At 62.3% G+C, this 17,573-nt stretch carries 11 protein-coding genes; 9 read left to right on the forward strand and 2 right to left on the reverse strand.

Features of this window, described 5'->3' with window-relative positions; all coding sequences use genetic code 11:
- Positions 1-93 precede the first annotated feature (93 nt).
- The 8 genes from KW842_RS20860 (at position 94) to KW842_RS20895 (ending at position 13,521) form a co-directional block, all read left to right on the forward strand.
- Positions 94-3,744 carry a response regulator gene (locus tag KW842_RS20860; RefSeq protein ID WP_218306042.1) on the forward strand — a complete coding sequence of 1,217 codons (3,651 nt, stop codon included), beginning with the start codon at positions 94-96 and terminating at the stop codon, positions 3,742-3,744.
- Between the two features lie 172 nt (positions 3,745-3,916).
- Entirely contained in the window at positions 3,917-6,202 is a 2,286-nt protein-coding gene (locus KW842_RS20865; protein WP_218306043.1) for a catecholate siderophore receptor Fiu, read from the forward strand.
- A gap of 83 nt (positions 6,203-6,285) precedes the next feature.
- Positions 6,286-6,966 (forward strand): Fe2+-dependent dioxygenase, encoded by a 681-nt coding sequence (locus KW842_RS20870; protein WP_218306044.1) that lies wholly within the window; start codon positions 6,286-6,288, stop codon positions 6,964-6,966.
- 52 nt (positions 6,967-7,018) lie between these two features.
- Positions 7,019-10,270, forward strand: coding sequence for a chemotaxis protein CheB (locus KW842_RS20875; protein ID WP_218306045.1), 3,252 nt, complete (start codon positions 7,019-7,021; stop codon positions 10,268-10,270).
- A 51-nt stretch (positions 10,271-10,321) separates the two neighbouring features.
- Positions 10,322-11,596 carry an MFS transporter gene (locus KW842_RS20880; protein WP_218306046.1) on the forward strand — a complete coding sequence of 425 codons (1,275 nt, stop codon included), beginning with the start codon at positions 10,322-10,324 and terminating at the stop codon, positions 11,594-11,596.
- A 60-nt stretch (positions 11,597-11,656) separates the two neighbouring features.
- Positions 11,657-11,869: a ParD-like family protein gene (locus KW842_RS20885; RefSeq protein WP_218306047.1), complete on the forward strand. Its 213-nt coding sequence runs from the start codon at positions 11,657-11,659 to the stop codon at positions 11,867-11,869.
- Positions 11,866-12,657: a type I methionyl aminopeptidase gene (map, locus tag KW842_RS20890; protein ID WP_218306048.1), complete on the forward strand. Its 792-nt coding sequence runs from the start codon at positions 11,866-11,868 to the stop codon at positions 12,655-12,657. The genes KW842_RS20885 and map overlap by 4 nt, the downstream gene beginning before the upstream one ends.
- A 75-nt stretch (positions 12,658-12,732) precedes the next feature.
- Positions 12,733-13,521, forward strand: a complete 789-nt coding sequence (locus tag KW842_RS20895) for an SDR family NAD(P)-dependent oxidoreductase (protein ID WP_218306049.1) — start codon at positions 12,733-12,735, stop codon at positions 13,519-13,521.
- Between the two features lie 145 nt (positions 13,522-13,666).
- Here the strand turns inward: KW842_RS20895 and KW842_RS20900 are convergent, their stop codons facing one another.
- On the reverse strand, positions 13,667-14,800 hold the full coding sequence (locus KW842_RS20900) for a hypothetical protein (RefSeq protein ID WP_218306050.1): 1,134 nt from the start codon (positions 14,798-14,800) through the stop codon (positions 13,667-13,669).
- A 299-nt stretch (positions 14,801-15,099) separates the two neighbouring features.
- The gene (glmS, locus tag KW842_RS20905; RefSeq protein ID WP_218306051.1) at positions 15,100-16,929 is read right to left on the reverse strand and encodes a glutamine--fructose-6-phosphate transaminase (isomerizing); all 1,830 of its coding nucleotides are present in this window, start codon (positions 16,927-16,929) and stop codon (positions 15,100-15,102) included.
- Between the two features lie 131 nt (positions 16,930-17,060).
- Between glmS and KW842_RS20910 the strand changes: the two genes are divergently transcribed.
- Positions 17,061-17,513, forward strand: a complete 453-nt coding sequence (locus KW842_RS20910; protein WP_218306052.1) for an Lrp/AsnC family transcriptional regulator — start codon at positions 17,061-17,063, stop codon at positions 17,511-17,513.
- The last annotated feature ends 60 nt before the right edge of the window (positions 17,514-17,573 follow it).

The raw sequence follows: 17,573 nt of genomic DNA on the forward strand, positions 1-17,573 counted from the left end.
CATGAAGCCGGTGTACGCACCGGCTTTTTGTTTCTTGCCAACTTACAGTTTTGATAGGAAAATCGTCCCAGCCCTCTTGATATCAAGGATGAGATGAAGCCACTCGGCATAAAAGCCAAAGTCGCGCTTGCCACCAGCATCACCTCGGTCCTGATGATCGGCCTGGTGACACTGGTGCAAACCCAGCGCATGCAGGAAGACTACACGCGGGTGCTGTTCACGCAGCAGACCACGCTGGTCAACCGCACCGCGCAGGAGCTGGACGACAAGCTGACCATGCTGCTGGACATCATCGCCCTGTCGGCGCGCAATCAGCCGCCAGCGCTGGCCAACTCCGCCGACAAGCTGCGCGACTACTATCAGAACCGCGCCGTGCTGGCCTTGTTCGACGACCTGCTGGTGCTGGATGCCGCCGGCAAGGTGATTTCCGACCTGCCGCTGGTGCCGGGCCGGGCCGGTATCGACGTCTCCGACCGCGCCTATTTCAAGACCGTGATGCGCACCCGCAAGCCGATGATCACCGAACCGGTCATCGGCCGCACCAACAAGCAGCCGGTGGCGCAGATGGTAGCGCCGGTGCTGAATGAAAAAGGCGAGGTGGTGTGCGTGCTGATCGGCGTGCTGCGGCTGTACAAGGACAATCTGCTGGGCCACTTGCGCACCGCCAAGGTCGGCCGCACCGGCTACTACTTCGCGCTCACCCGCAGCGACAACCCGGTGTATGTGCTGCATCCGGATATCGGCCGCCTGCTCAAGCCGCGCGCCGCCAACGCCAACGCCAACACCACCCGCGCGCTGGAAGAAGGTTTTGAAGGCACGGTGCTGGGCACCAATAGCGACGGCCAGCAAACGCTGAACAGCTACAAGATGCTGAAATCAGTCGACTGGCTGCTGGCTACCTCGCTGCCGACCGACGAAGCCTTCGAGCCGTTCGACGGCGTGCTGCGGCGCGTGCTGATCTGGAGTGGCGTGGCGGCGCTGCTGACCGCGCTGCTGATCAGTGTGATGACCTTAAGGCTGATGGCGCCGCTGATCCGGCTGCGCAACGCCATCGTGGCCCTGCGCGCCGATCCCAGCCGTTTCACGCCGCTGCCGGTGCACGTCGGCGACGAGGTCGGCCAGCTGACTTCGGCCTTCAACGATCTGATGCATGAGCGGCTGGCTGCCGACGCGCGCCTGCAAAGCCTGGTCGAGTTCGCCCCCAACACCATCGTTGTGGTCGGCGTTGAAGGGCGCATCGAAACCTTTAACCGCGAAGGCGAGCGCTGCTTCGGCTACGAGCGCGACGAGGTGCTGGGCCAGCCGCTGGAAATCCTGGTGCCGGAACGGCTGCGCCAGCAGCACGTGGGCCACCGCAACCGCTTTTTTGCGGATGGCCTGAGCGCCGAGCCGGTACGCATGGGCAATGGCATGGCCACCTATGGCCGCCGCCGCGACGGCAGCGAGTTCCCGGTCGAAGTCAACCTGAGCGCGGTGCGCACCGACCAGGGCACCAAGGTGCTGGCGGTGATTTCCGACATCACCGAGCGCCAGCGCCTGCAACAGGAGGTCGAAACGCGCGCGCTGGAGCTGGAACGCGAACGCGACCGTGCCCAGGCCGCCAACCGCGCCAAGAGCGATTTCGTGGCGAATATGAGCCACGAAATCCGCACGCCGATGAACGCGGTGCTGGGCATGGTGTATTTGCTCGGCAATACTCAGCTGACCTCGCAGCAGCGCAAATACCTGAACATGGTGCGCGTCTCCGGCCAGTCGCTGCTGGGCATCCTCAACGACGTACTGGACTTCTCCAAGATTGAGGCGCGCAAGCTGGAACTGTCGCCGGTCGATTTCGCGCTCAACGAAGTGATGGATTCGCTGGCCACCATGATGACCATGAACGCCAGCGACAAGGAGCTGGAGCTGGCCATCAGCGTGGATGGCAACATCCCCAACCGCTTGCGCGGCGATTCGATGCGCTTGCAGCAAATCCTGGTCAACCTGGCCAGCAATGCGATCAAGTTCACCGAACAGGGCGAGGTGGTGGTCAGCATCCACCTGACCGCACGCGACAGCGGCAGCGCCTTGCTGCGCTTCGAGGTGCGCGACACCGGCATGGGCATGACCGAGCCGCAGATGAGCCAGCTGTTCAACGCCTTCTCGCAGGGCGACCAAAGCATCACCCGGCGCTTCGGCGGCACCGGTCTGGGGCTGGCCATCACCCGCCGCCTGATCGAGCTGATGGGCGGGCAGATCGCCGTCAACAGCCGGCCGGGGCAGGGCTCGACCTTCTGGTTCAGCCTGCCGTTCGAGATCCAGGCCGACCAGAGCGATGAACGGCGCAAGCCGGCGCTGGGCCAGCTGCGGCTGCTGGTGGCGGACGACAACCGCACCAGCCGCGAACTGGTGGCGCGGCTGATACGCGCCTGGGGCTGGCAAGCAGACGAGGTCGATTCCGGCGAAGCCGCGCTGCGCCGCTACCGCCAGAGCATCGATCACCAGCAGCCCTACGACGTGGTACTGGCCGACTGGCATATGCCGGGCATGGACGGGCTGGCCACGGCCAAGGGCATCCGTGCAGCGGCCAACGGCAAGCCGCAACCGATCGTGGTGATGCTGAACGCGTTTGCGCGCGACCGCATCGAGGAAATCTCGCATGCGCCGGAAGCGGATGTGGTGCTGGTCAAGCCGATCACCAGTTCCAATCTGTTCGACGCACTGCACCAGGCGCTGGCCCGGCAGGGCGAGGCCGACCAGCAAGCCGCAGCCGACACCCACATCGTCGGCAGTCTGGCCGACTGCCATTTCCTGCTGGTGGAAGACAATCTGCTGAACCAGGCGGTGGCGCGCGGCATTCTGGAGCACGCCGGCGCGACGCTGGACATCGTCGGCGACGGCCGCCAGGCGGTCGATGTCATGCGCACCCGCGCGGCCGAATACGACATCGTGCTGATGGACATGCAGATGCCGGTGATGGACGGCTTTACCGCCACTCACATCCTGCGCCAGGAACTCAAGCTGAGCCTGCCGATCATCGCGATGACGGCCGGCGTGCTGGAGTCCGAACGCGAGCGCAGCCGCGCAGCCGGCATCAGCGATTTCATTCCCAAGCCGATCGAGGTCGAGGAGATGCTGGATGTGCTGCGGCGCCACCTGCCACAGCCTGCGCCACCTGCGCCGCCGCCTCCACTGCCACCGCCGCCAGCCCCGGCATCGCCGCCGCCAGCGGTAGCGGCCCCGGCGCCAGCTGGCGCGGCAGCCTCGCTGTCGCAAGACGATCTGCTGGCCGCCATGATGGCGGCGGCCCCGGCACCGGTATTTGCCGTGCCACTGGCGGCGCCCATCGACAATCCGCCGGCGCCTGTGCCAGCGCCGAAGCTGGTCAGCCCGGTAGCGCCAGCAGGCGCTGCCACGGTATTCAATATGGAGGGCCTGATGCGGGTCATGGGCAAGGATGCCAAGGGCCGGGCTGCCATGGTCAAGATGGTGCGCGGCGTGCTCGACACCGGCATGGGACCTGCCGACCTGGCCGGCGTGGCGCTACAGGAAGGCCGGCTGCGCGACGCGGCCAAGCAGTTCCACGCCCTGCGCGGCGCAGTCGGCATTCTTGGCGCCAAGCGGCTGATCCAGGCCACGCTGGCGGCCGAGGAAGCCATCCACGACGATCGCACTGCGGAACTCGGCCAGCATTACCAGAACGTGCGCAGCGAGCTGGAACAGGCGCTGGCGCAGGCTCGCGCCTGGCTGGACAGCCATCCCTCCTGATTCCGCTTTCCCTTGCTTCCCACTGAGATTTGCTGTGTTTTTGCAACACTTTCACGCCTAAAACATGCTCTTGAATAGTATTGATAATAATTCGCATTTACGCTAAGGCGCGAAATTGCTACAATCTTATGTACTTCACATCTCCATTCCAATCCAGAAAGAAGACAAGGCAATGATCAAGAGTCGCAAACACGCGCAAACGCGCTTTAACCAACATATGAGCGCAGCGCTGGCTGCGATGCTGCTGCCAGTGGCCGCCCACGCCGCCGAAGCGGCCGCGCCGGAAGCCGACCAGGCCAAGCCGCAGACACTGAAAGAAGTGCAAGTCAACGCCAACCGCGAAAACGACTTCAAGGCCGAGCGTGCTTCTTCGGCTAAATACACCGAAAAACTGGTCGATACCGCCCAGACCCTGACTGTTATCAAGAAAGAGCTGATCGAACAGCAAGGCGCAACCACGCTGACCGAAGCGCTGCGCAACACCCCTGGCGTTGGCGCCTTCTTCCTGGGTGAAAACGGTACCACCAACACCGGCGACACCATCTACATGCGCGGCTTCGACGCCTCGTCCAGCATCTACGTCGACGGCGCACGCGACGTCGGCTCGATCTCGCGCGACGTGTTCAACATCGAGCAGATCGACGTGCTGAAAGGCCCGGCCGGCACCGACAACGGCCGCTCGTCGCCTACCGGTTCGATCAACCTGGTCAGCAAACAGCCATCGCTGGAAAACGCCTACCAGGCGTCGGCCACCGTGGGCAGCGGCAAACAGCGCCGCGCCACCGCCGACATCAACACCGTCATCAACGCCGAATCCGGCACCGCCTTCCGCCTGAACCTGCTGGAGCAGGACAGCGGCAGCGCCGCCCGTGACGAAGTCAAGAACAAGCGCTGGGGCGTCGCGCCATCGCTGGGCTTCGGTCTGAACGGCCCGACCCGCGTCTACCTGAACTACCTGCACGTTGACCAGAACAATGTGCCAGACGGCGGCGTGCCGACCACCGGCCTGCCTGGCTACACCGCGCCACCGAGCACCGCCGCCAACAACGTGGCTGCCATCGGCAGCGCACCGATGGTTGATCCGAAAAACTTCTACGGCACCAAGCTGGACCACGATGATGTGAAAGCCGACATGGCCACCGTCAAGGTCGAGCACGATTTCGCCGGCGGCGCCAAGCTGTCGAACATCAGCCGCTACGGCCGCACCAAGCAGGATTACCTGCTGACCTCGTTCATGATGACCGCCGCCAACCTGGCCAACATCACCAATCCGGACCGCAACACCTGGACCCTGGCCCGCAGCTCGCCAACCTTCAAGGATCAGCTGAACGAAATCCTGACCAACCAGACCACGCTGACCGCCAGCTTCGACACCGGCGCCGTCAAGCACACCGTGGTGGGCGGCCTGGAGCTGACCAACGAGAAGCAGACCAACTACACCATCGCCCGTACCGCCACCAGCCCGGTGCTGCCAGCGGCTAACTTCTACAACCCGAACGTCAACGACGTGACCAACATCGCCTATGCCCGCACCGGCGCGCGCAACCAGGGTGAAGTCAGCACGCAGAGCGCGTACGTGTTCGACACCATCAAGATCGGCGACCAGTGGATCATCAACGGTGGCGTGCGTCTGGACCACTACAACCTGGACTTCAACGCCATCGCCGCCACCACCAATGTGGCGACCGCGCTGACCGCCAGCGACAATCTGTGGACCGGCAAGCTGTCGGCCCTGTACAAGCCAACCTCGTACAGCAGCGTGTACGGCCTGGTGGGCAACTCGAAAGCCCCTCCTGGCGGCAACAACTTCACCCTGAGCACCAGCGCCACCAGCGCCGCCAATCCGAAGTTTGATCCACAGGAAACCACCAACTACGAGCTGGGCACCAAGTGGGATCTGCTGGACAGCAAACTGTCGCTGACCGCCGCCGCCTTCCGCACCGTGGTCAAGAACGAAGTGGAAACCGATCCGACCAACGCTGCGCTGGTCTACCAGAACGGCGAAAAGCGCGTGCAGGGTATAGAACTGGGCGTGACCGGCGAAGTGGCGCGTGGCTGGCTGGTGAGCGCAGGCTACACCCGTCAATCGACCAGCGTGGAAACCGGCCGCACCGTGACCGCCAGCGGCGAGAACCAGCTGACCTACACGCCTAAGCAAGCCTTCAGCGCGTGGACCTCGTACACGCTGCCGTTCGGCCTGCAAATCGGCGGCGGCGCACGCTTCAGCGACAAGCTGGCGCGCGGCACCGACGGCGCCGTCGGCACCCCGCAGTACGCTGATTCGTACTGGGTGTTCGACGCCATGGCCGCTTACTCGATCAACAAGCACATCGACCTGCGCCTGAATGTGTACAATCTGGGCGACAAAGAGTACGTGCAGGCGATCAACAAGTCGGGCTACCGTTACACCCCAGGCACGCCACGTTCGGCCAGCCTGACCGCGAACTTCAAGTTCTAAGCACCGGTACCCGATTCCGTGTTGCTGGCCCCGCCGTTACGTGTAACGGCGGGGTTTTTTATTTATACCAAGGAGTTTTCATCATGATGCTGCATATTCCCGGCGTGCTGACGCGTGACCAGGTCGCCGAGATGCGCCGCCGCCTGGACGAGTCGCAATGGATTGACGGCCGCGCCACCGTCGGCGACCAGGGCGCCAAGGTCAAGCAGAACCGCCAGCTACCGGAAACCTCGCCGCTGGCGCTGGAGCTGGGCCAGACCATTCTCACCGCGCTGAACAACCATCCGCTGTACTTCTCGGCGGTGCTGCCGCTGCGCACCATTCCGCCGCTGTTCAACAGCTACGCCGGCGGCGAGCACTACGGCGCCCACGTCGATGGCTCGATGCGCCGCATTCCCGGCAATGGCCAGTGGGTGCGCACCGATGTCTCCACCACCGTGTTTTTGTGCGATCCGGAAGAATACGACGGCGGCGAGCTGATCGTCACCGACGCCTATGGCGAACACGAGGTCAAGCTGCCGGCCGGCGATGCCATCATCTACCCGTCGACCAGCATTCACCGGGTGGAACCGGTGACGCGCGGCGCCCGTGTCTGCTCGTTCTTCTGGTCGCAAAGCATGGTGCGCGACGATATGCGGCGCGGCATGCTGCTGGAGCTGGACCAGAATATCCAGAGCCTGCGCGCGCGCCTGGGTGACTGCCCGGAAATGGTCGGCATCACCGGCCACTATCACAATCTGCTACGTCAATGGAGCGAGGTCTGACGCGTGCTATGATGGCCGGATTCATTGCCTTGTCAACAAAGGATGAGTCCGGATGCCTGGCCCTACGCAACAGTGCCCGCTGGTAGCAATCGGTGGCTCCGCCGGCAGCCTGGAGGCGCTGATTCAATTCTTTGAGGTCTGGCCGGACGATTGCGGCATGGCCTTTATCGTGGTGGTGCACCTGGCAGCCAACGAGGAAAGCCTGCTGCCGGAATTGCTGCAGCGGCGCTGCGCGCTGACCGTACTGCATGCGCATGATGCGCAAGCCATCCAGCCCAACCATGTGTATGTGATACCGCCTGGCCGCGTGCTGCGCCAGCAGCAGCGGCGGCTGAGTATCACCATGCCGGACCCATTGCTAGGCCGGGTGGCGGTGATCGATGTACTGTTCAGCTCGGTAGCGGACGACCTTGGCGGTGGCTGCGCCGGCATTCTGCTGTCAGGCGCCGATAGCGATGGCACGGCCGGCCTGCTGCGGATCAGCCAGGCCGGCGGACTGGTGCTGGTACAGGACCCGGCCGAAGCGCCACATGAAACCATGCCGCGCGCGGCCATGGCCAGCGGTTGCGCCGATGACGTGCTGTGCGTGGCGCAGATGCCGGCCTGGCTGCTGGGCTGCTTCGGTATCGACGCCGTCCTGCGCCAGCCGCCGCCGCAGTCGCCGGAACCCAAGCTGGCGCACAAGCTGACCCATCACGAGGCCGAGCTGGTAAGTAGCGCCGTGCTATCGCTGCGGCGCCGTACCGGCCACGACTTTTCCTGTTTTCGCCAGAACGTGGTGCTGCGCCATCTGCGCCGCCGCATGGACCTGGCCGGCATGGACCAGCTGACCGACTACCTGGCGCGGCTGGCGTCCGATCCCGCCGAGCCGGAAGCGCTGATCCGCGAATTGCTGGTGTCGGTCACCAGCTTCTTCCGCGACCCGGACGCCTTCGGCGCGCTGGCGCGCCAGCTGCCGCAGCTGTTCAAGGACAAGGATGCGTCGGATTTTGTGCGCGTCTGGGTGCCGGCCTGCGCCAGCGGCGAGGAGGCGTATTCGATCGCCATGCTGCTGCTGGAACATGCGCACACGCTGCCCAATCCACCCGGCATCCAGGTGTTTGGCAGCGATCTCGACAAGACCGCCATCGAACGCGCGCGCGCCGGCCTGTACCGCGCCGCAACGGCGGAAGCCGTGGGGCCGATGCGGCTGGCGCGCTTCTTCCACCAGGAACAGGACGGCTACCGCGTATGCCGCGAGCTGCGCCAGATCGTGCTGTTTGCCGAACACGATGTGGTGCACGATCCCGCGTTTACCCGCATCGACCTGGTCAGCTGCCGCAACCTGTTCATCTACCTCAACCGCGATGGCCAGCGGCGCATGATCAAGGCCTTCGATTTTGCGCTGGCGCCGCATGGCCTGCTCTTGCTCGGCATGGCGGAAGGCTTGCTGGGACTCCACACCTGCTTCGTATCGGTGGAGCGCAAATATCACCTGTACCGCCGCGACAGCGACGCCATCCAGCAGCAGCCCGGCGTCGACACCATCCTGCGCTCGCTGGCGATGGAGCAGACCACTTACGGCGAAGCCTCGCGGCTGCGCGCCGGCCCCAGCGTGAACCAGTTACAGCATCAGCTGGCGCTGCTGCAACAGCGGCTGCAGGGCAGCGCCAGCAAGGACGGCACAGGCGCCGGGCACCAGCAGCTGCTGCCCATGATCACCCAGGAATTGCATGCAACGCTGGAAGAGCTGGAAATCAACCGCCAGGAACTGCGTTCGATGAACGCCGAGCTGTCGGCGGTCAACTTGCAACTGAGCGGCAAGCTCGATGAGCTGGAGCAGACCAATAGCGACCTCAACAACCTGATGAACGCGGCCGCGATCCCGATGGTCTTCCTCAACCGCGAGCTGCGCATCATGCGCTACACGCCGCGCGCGCTGGACCTGTTCCGGCTGATTCCGTCCGACCTGGGCCGCCAGCTCAGCGACCTGCGCAACAACCTCGCCTATCCGGAACTGATGGATGACGCGCTGCGCGTGCTGGGTGGCGCGGACACCATCGAGCGCGAGGTGCGCGAGCAGTCCGGCAAATGGTTTTTCGCCCGCGTGCTGCCGTATTACGCGCTGCAAAACCAGATCGGCGGCGTGGTGCTGACCTTCTTCGACATTACCGAGCGGCGCCAGTCGGAAGCGGCGCTGAAGGCCTCGGAAGAAAAGCTGCGCACCTTCATCAGCGCCACTTCAGAAATCGTCTACGAGATGAGCGCCGACTGGCTGGAGATGCGCTCGCTGGCCGGCAAGAACTTCCTCAGCAACACCGAGATTCCGCGCGTCGACTGGAGCGAGGAATACATTCCGGAAGTGGACAAGCCACGCGTGTGGGAGACGATACAGCAGGCCATCCGCACCCGCAGCCACTTTGAGCTGGAACACCGGGTGGTGCGGATGGACAGCAGTACCGGCTGGGTGTTCTCGCGCGCGATTCCGCTGCTGGACGAGAAGGGCGCCATCAGCAAATGGTTTGGCGCTGCCAGCGATATCACCGAAAGAAAGCGCTACGAGGTCAGCCTGCACGAGTCGGAAGCACACTACCGCACCCTGTTCAACTCCATCGACGAAGGCTTCTGCGTGATCGAAGTGCGGTTCGGCGAGCTTGGCGCGGCGCTGGATTATCGCTTCCTGCAAGTCAATCAGCCGTTCGAGCAGCTGACCGGCATCAAGGAGGCGGTGGGACGCTGGATGCGCGAAATCGCCCCGCAGCACGAAGATACCTGGTTCAACATCTATGGCCGCGTGGTGCAGACCCGCGAGCCGGTGCGCTTTGAGCATGAGGCACGCGCACTGGGCCGCGTCTACGATGTCTACGCGTTCCCGGTGGGTGCACCGCAGCTATGCCAGGCTGGCGTGCTGTTCAACGCCATCACCGAACGCCGGCATACCCTCGACGCGCTGCGCGCCAGCGAAAGCCGGCTGCGGCTGACGCTGGACGCGGCCGGCATGGGGTCCTATGCATGGTATGCGGCTAGCGGCCGCATCGATGCCGACACGCGGCTGCTGGCGCTGTTCGGTCTGCCCGCCGGCGCGCAACTGGCCGACGCCAGCGCGATGAATGCCATGCTCCATTGCGACGACCGCGAACGCTACGACACCTTGTTGCGGCAGGCGCTCGATCCCGCTGGCAACGGCGCCTTCCGCGACGAAGTCCGTGTCAATGGCGCTGATGGCGTGCAGCGCCGGGTGGCGTTTATGGGCCAGGTGGAGTTTGATGGCAAGCCGCGCCGGGCAGTGCGGCTGTCGGGCGTGGCGCGCGCCATCAGCCCATGAAATAGCCGGCAATTGCGGTATGGCTGAGCAGTGCGGCTATACTCGCTCACCATGAAAAATAAGCACAACACGATTCCTTCCCGCATCCGCCGCAACCAGACCCTGGCGCTGGTACTGCTGGTGGTCTGCGGCGTCATCAACTACCTGGACCGCGCCACGCTGGCGGTGGCCAATGAATACATCCGCGCCGACCTCGGCCTGACGCTGGGGCAGATGGGGCTGCTGCTGTCGGCCTTTTCCTGGAGCTACGCCCTGTGCCAGCTGCCGGTGGGTGCGCTGGTCGACAAGATCGGTCCGCGCTGGCTGCTCGGCATCGGCCTGGTACTGTGGTCGCTGGCGCAGGCGGCCGGCGGCTTTGCCGCCACCTTTGGCTATTTCGTGATCGCCCGCATCGCGCTGGGCATCGGCGAGGCGCCGCAGTTCCCGGCGGCGGCGCGCGTGGTCAGCAACTGGTTCCCTGCACGCGCGCGCGGCACGCCAACCGGCGTCTACAACTCGGCATCGCCGCTGGGCGTCGCACTGGCGCCGCTGCTGCTGGCGCCATTGATCGCTGCGACCAGCTGGCACTGGGCCTTCTTCGTCACCGGTGCGATGGGTATCGTGGCGGCGCTGGTGTGGGTCAGCCTGTACCGCGATCCGGTGCGTGCCGAACTGACCGCAGAGGAGCGCGCCTATCTGGAACTGGACGCCACCACCGCCAACCCGCCGAAGACCAGCTTTGCCTCGTGGCTGGCGCTGTTCCGCTACCGCGTCACCTGGGGCATGATGCTCGGCTTCTTTGGCTCGGTGTATCTGAACTGGGTCTACCTGACCTGGCTGCCAGGCTATCTGCGCACCGAGCGGCATATGGACCTGGCCTACGCTGGCATCGCCGCCTCGGTGCCGTTCATGTGCGGCTTTGCCGGTGCACTGATCGCCGGCTGGGCCTCCGACCGGGTTGCGCGCGCAGCCGCCTCGCCAGTGACCGGCCGCCGCAATGCGGTGGTGGTGGCGACGCTGGGCATGGTGGCGTTCACCATTCCGGCAGCGCTGGTGGACAGCAACCTGGTGGCAGTGGCCTGTATCTCGATCGTCATCTTCCTGGCCAACGCCTCGTCGGCCTGCGCCTGGTCGCTGGCGACAGTGGCGGCGCCCCCCAGCCGCGTGGCCTCGCTGGGCGCGCTGCAAAACTTTGGCGGCTTCCTGGGCGGCGCGCTGGCGCCCATCCTGACCGGCTATATCGCCCAGAGCTGGTCGTTCGTGCCGGCGTTGCTGGCCGGCGCCGGCATCGCCTTCCTGGGTGCAATGTCCTACCTATTCCTGGTGACCAAGCCGATACCGGAATAACTTGCTTGCATACTCGCGCTGAATATATACTTCGTATACGTTTCGTATATAGAGGTCAGCATGGGTATTGTGAACATCGACGAGGATCTGCATGACCAGATCCGCAAAGCCAGCGCGGTATCGTGCCGGTCAATCAACGCGCAGGCGGCGTTCTGGGTGAAGATCGGCATGCTGGCCGAAACCAACCCGACGCTGAGCTTCAATGAGATCGTTGCGCAGCAGCTGAAGGAGGCCGGCGTCGATGCGCGGAATTTGAAGGCGGTTGCGGCATGACCAAGAAGCCGGCGGAAATCGCGCTGATGGCGGAATCCGGCCGCTTGCTGGCCAGCGTATTCGGCCGCCTGGACCAGTTGAATCTGGTCGGCATGTCGACCATGCAGGTCAATGACCTGGTCGACAGTTTCATCGTCGACGAACTGCGCGCGCGGCCGGCCAGCAAGGGCCAATACGGCTACGGCTACGCATTAAATTCCTCGCGCAACAACGTGGTCTGCCACGGCGTACCGGCCGAGGACGAACTGCTGCGCGACGGCGACATCGTCAACTTCGACATCACGCTGGAAAAAAACGGCTACCTGGCCGATTCCAGCAAAACCTATCTGGTCGGCGCCGTGTCACCGGAAGCGGCGCGGCTGGTGCAAGTGACTTATGAAGCGATGTGGAAAGGCATCAGCGCGGTGCGTCCGGGCGCCCAGCTGGGCGATGTCGGCTATGCCATCCAGCGTCATGCTCAGCGGCATGGTTATTCGGTGGTGCGCGAATACTGCGGCCACGGTATCGGCCGCGAGATGCACGAACCGCCGCAGGTGCTGCACTGGGGCCGGCCGAAAACCGGGCTGATCCTGCGCGAAGGCATGGTGTTCACCATCGAACCTATGCTCAACCAGGGCCGCCACATGGTGCATACCGAGGACGACGGCTGGACCGTGGTCACCAGCGACGGCCAGCTGTCGGCGCAGTTCGAACACACGGTGGCGGTGACCCGCGACGGCGTGCAAGTGCTGACGCTGCGCCCCGAGGAAAACCCGGCCCGGCTTTGCGCTGCGTCGAAAGGTGTATAGCCCGTAAGGAGGATTATCCGATGGCGCTTTTGGGCTAGGATGTAACCATCAACCATCCCCCCGAAAGGAAACGTCATGAAGATCGATCTGCAAGGTAAAACCGCCATCATCACCGGCTCCACACGCGGCATCGGCTACGCCATTGCGGCGGGCCTGGCTGGCGCCGGCGCCACCGTTGTCATCACCGGCCGCAAACAGGCCGACGTCGACCAGGCACTGAGCAAACTGCGCGACAGCGTGCCGGGCGCGCAAGCACGCGGCGTGGCGGTGGATCTCGCCAATGCGGAAGGCTTCACCCAGCTGCAACAGGCGGAGCCGGTGGCGGACATCCTGGTCAACAATCTCGGCATTTTCAACCTTCAGCCGTTTGCCGAGATTCCGGACGAAGAGTGGACCCGCTTCTTTGAAATCAACATCATGTCCGGCGTGCGCGCCAGCCGCGCCTATCTGCCCGGCATGCAGCAGAAAAACTGGGGCCGCATCGTGTTCATTTCCTCGGAGTCCGGGCTGAATATTCCGGCCGACATGATTCATTACGGCTTCACCAAGACCGGCAACCTGGCGATCTCGCGCGGCCTGGCCAAAAGCCTGGCCGGCACCGGCATCACCGTCAACGCCGTGCTGCCCGGCCCGACCTTGTCGGAAGGCGTGCAAAACCTGGTCGCGCCGGACGCCGACTACGCCGCCGCCGAACGCGAGGCCAACGCCTTCGTCAAACAGCACCGCAGCACCTCCATCATCCAGCGCGTAGCGACGCCGGAAGAGGTGGCCAACATGGTGGTCTACGTCTGCTCGCCGCAGGCCTCGGCCACCACGGGTGCGGCGCTGCGGGTGGATGGTGGGGTGGTTGATACCATCGCTTAATCAGCGAGATCCTTGTCCTCGGACTTTACACTACGCATGGATACGATTACGCAGGCTGGGAAATACCAATGAGTTCCCGAGCCTGCATTTGGTCCGCGCGTGCTTGTTAGATGCTAGTACAACGCCTATGCAAACTTGTCTTAGCCTACCAATACCCAATACGTTCTGCCTTGGCCGCTTGCGCAAAACGCTCTGCATGTTGTTCTGGCGTCGGAATTGTTTCGGTAACGACCATCCCTAGCTCTTGGGCGGTAGTTGGAATGATGACTTCGGACCTCAGAAGAATTTTGTCGATTGTAGCAAGCAAAGAAGCTATGAGATGATTTGCTTTTACTAAATTTGGTTCAACAACAGGGTAACGATAGTAATCAGCAATTAGTTTCTTAAGTTCTTCAGCACACTGATCGTAGTCAGCACGCGATGCTATAACGTCGGCTTTCACTTCATACCACTCGGGTATCGTGTACCTCAAGGCGCCGGCAGCCATTGCTTGCTCGACACTTTGTCCCTCAGCTAAGCATCGAGATAGCATATTTCCGTTCAGGCCTGTTCCTTGCCAGTATCCGTACCAAGCACCGAAGAGCCAAATCACATCACCTTGTCTTTGCCAAGAGATGAGCACTTCCCGAGTCGTATGCGTATTCCAAGTCTCAAACGACGGAACAGTTCGCTGACCGAGTTCATATCTTTCTCTATACCACTTAAGCGAACCAGCAAGGCTAGTGGAGCGGCTAATATCCATCCATTGAGTTAATCTTGGCTGCCAATCAGCACAGCGCAAATACAGCGATGCGAACCTTTCCGGAGCGCTCACAGCAATACTTGCATACGCTTTGAGTGATAGCCCAAAGGCAACGCCCACGCTAGCGTAGTAAGGCTGTCCATACGAAGTAAGTGCACCCGCCATCTCGAAAAGTCCATCGGCGTTGAATGCCAGTTCTGAAACAAGAAACTGAAGTCGCCACTCTGGAACATTAACCTCTCGTGCAGCTTGGAGTGAAGCGATAGAACCCCTGACTGTCAAGGCCTTCTCTATCACTTCGTATTCCAATTTCTTCGCTAGAGCGATGTCAACTGATCTCTCAACGAGGAGCGGGAGTTCCAAGCGGATGAACTCACTCAGCGCCATAAGCATCTGTTTTATTTCCGCTAGATCAGAAGCGATTTTTCCCTGATTGAATAGCGTCTCTACAATACCAGTGCCAATCGAGGCAGCCAACTCTTTCGCATAAGCCTCAGCGGCAGCTTCAAGAACAACCACAAGCGGAACGGCAGCCATCGTTATCTCCTAAATTTGAGATGCAGGAACGAGAGGACGAAAAAATAGGTAAGGAAATATTAAAATAAATTCATCAATACACTAAGACAGGAGTTTTCCTCAAAACTAAAAAAAATTCAACAAAAGTATCAAAACAGCAACAACGAAACAAACTAGATTTATCCAAAATCAATAAGTAGCGAAGTAATTCCGCAATGACTCAAATTACCCTTTCGTATATCCGAATTTTGTTGACGAAACTCTGGATGAAAAGGCAGCTCACTAACTATTGCCCAATCTGCTTAGCCAGCTAACGGGCCTTATTCCACCGTCACCGACTTGGCCAGATTGCGTGGCTTATCCACATCGGTGCCGCGCGCCACGGCCGAGTGGTAAGCCAGCAGTTGCAACGACACCACGTGCAGGATAGGCGACAGCAGGCCGTAGTGTTCCGGCAGACGGATGACGTGCACGCCTTCGCCGGAGGTGATGCGCGAGTCGACGTCGGCAAAGACGTACAGCTGGCCGCCGCGCGCGCGCACTTCCTGCATATTCGATTTCAGCTTTTCGATCAGCGCGTCGTTCGGCGCGATCGTCACCACCGGCATTTCCTCGGTCACCAGCGCCAGCGGGCCGTGCTTCAGTTCGCCGGCCGGATACGCTTCGGCGTGGATGTAGGAAATCTCTTTCAGCTTCAGCGCGCCTTCCAGCGCGATCGGGTAGTGCATGCCGCGGCCGAGGAACAGCGCATTTTCCTTGCGCGCGAAATCTTCGGCCCAGGCGATGATTTGTGGCTCCAGCGCCAGCACCGAGGCGATCGCGACCGGCAGGTGGCGCATGGCTTTCAGGTGCCCGGCTTCTTCGGTGTCGCTGAGGCGGCCGTTGACTTGCGCCAGCGCCAGCGTCAGCAGGAACAGGCCGGCCAGCTGGGTGGTGAAGGCCTTGGTCGAAGCCACGCCCACTTCGACGCCGGCGCGGGTGATGTAGGCCAGTTTGCATTCGCGCACCATGGCGCTGGTGGCGACGTTGCAGATGGTCAGCGTGTGTTCCATGCCCAGGCTGCGCGCGTGCTTCAGCGCGGCCAGCGTGTCGGCCGTTTCGCCGCTTTGCGAGATGGTGACCACCAGGGTGTTCGGGTGCGGCACGCTATCGCGGTAGCGGTATTCGGAAGCGATTTCCACATTCACCGGAATCTTGGCCACCGATTCGATCCAGTACTTGGCGGTCAGGCCGGAGTAGTAGCTGGTGCCGCAGGCCAGGATCAGCACGCGGTCGATCTGCTTGAAGACGTTGTAGGCGCCGTCGCCGAACAGCTCCGGCATGATGCCGGTGACGCCTTCCAGCGTGTCGCCGATGACGCGCGGCTGCTCGAAGATTTCTTTCTGCATGTAGTGGCGATACGGACCCAGCTCGGCCGCGCCGGTGTGCGCCTGCACGGTTTTGACTTCGCGCTGCACTTGCTTGCCGTTGCTGTCGACAATCCATGCGCGGCCCAGCTGCAGGTCGACCACGTCGCCTTCTTCCAGGTAGATGATCTGGTCGGTGGTACCGGCCAGCGCCATCGCGTCAGACGCGACGAAGTTCTCGCCCTGGCCGATGCCGACGATCAGCGGCGAACCTTGGCGCGCAGCGACCACGCGGTGTGGTTCTTCGCGGCAGAACACGGCGATCGCGTAGGCGCCGGTCAAGCGTTTGACGGCTTGTTGCACGGTGTCGAACAGGTCGCCGTTGTACATGTGGTCGACCAGGTGGGCGATGACTTCGGTGTCGGTCTGGCTCTGGAACACATAGCCGAGCGCGGTCAGCTCGGCGCGCAGCTCGTCGTGGTTTTCGATGATGCCGTTGTGGACCAGCGCGATGCGCGCGGCGTCGGCACTGGGCGAGAAGTGCGGGTGGGCGTTGTGCGAGGCCGGCGCGCCATGGGTGGCCCAGCGGGTGTGGGCGATGCCGGTAAAGCCTTGCAGCTGCGCTTCATTGATTTGCAGCTCCAGGTCCGCCACGCGCGACGTGCTGCGCGAGCGTTGCAGCTCGCCATCCACGTGCAGGGCGACGCCGCAGGAATCGTAGCCGCGATATTCCAGGCGTTTCAGGCCTTCCAGCAGGATGGGGGTGATATTGCGTTGCGCTACCGCGCCGACGATGCCGCACATAGGAGTACCTCGTGAATTAAGTTAAACGCATCGTAGAGCAGGGATGGTGAAATAAGCTTTCTATTTATCTAGATATTTGTCATAAAATTTCACCATACTTAGCTCATGAAATAATATTTCTTAAATACCTTATGGATGAAATAGATCGTCGCATTTTGAATGCGCTACAAGTTGATGCATCGCAAACCAACGCGGAATTGGCCGCCGCCGTGCATGTTTCCCCGCCAACTTGCTTGCGGCGGGTGAAGCATTTGCGGGAAAGTGGCGTGATCCAGCGCCAAGTCGCCATCGTGGCGCCGGAAAAAGTCGGACCCAGCCTGACAGCGCTGGTGGAAATCTCGCTGGATATCCAGGCGGCGGAACGCATGACCGAGTTTGAAGCGCTGGTGGCCGCCGAGGCGGCGGTGCTGCAATGCTACCGCGTGGCGCCGGGGCCGGATTTCGTGCTGGTGGTGCAGGTGGCGGATATGCCGGCGTATCACGCGCTGGCGCACCGTCTGTTTGCGAGCCACGCCAATGTGCGGAATGTGAAGGCATATTTCTCCACATTCCGCAGCAAATTCGAGACTCGCATTGCTGTGTGAATAAAGTTATACAGGCTTATCCCATGGATAAAAACAGCTTATCCGAGGGTTTTTACATGC

Source organism: Duganella sp. sic0402 (assembly GCF_019219065.1).
Classification (GTDB): Bacteria; Pseudomonadota; Gammaproteobacteria; order Burkholderiales; family Burkholderiaceae_D; genus Rugamonas.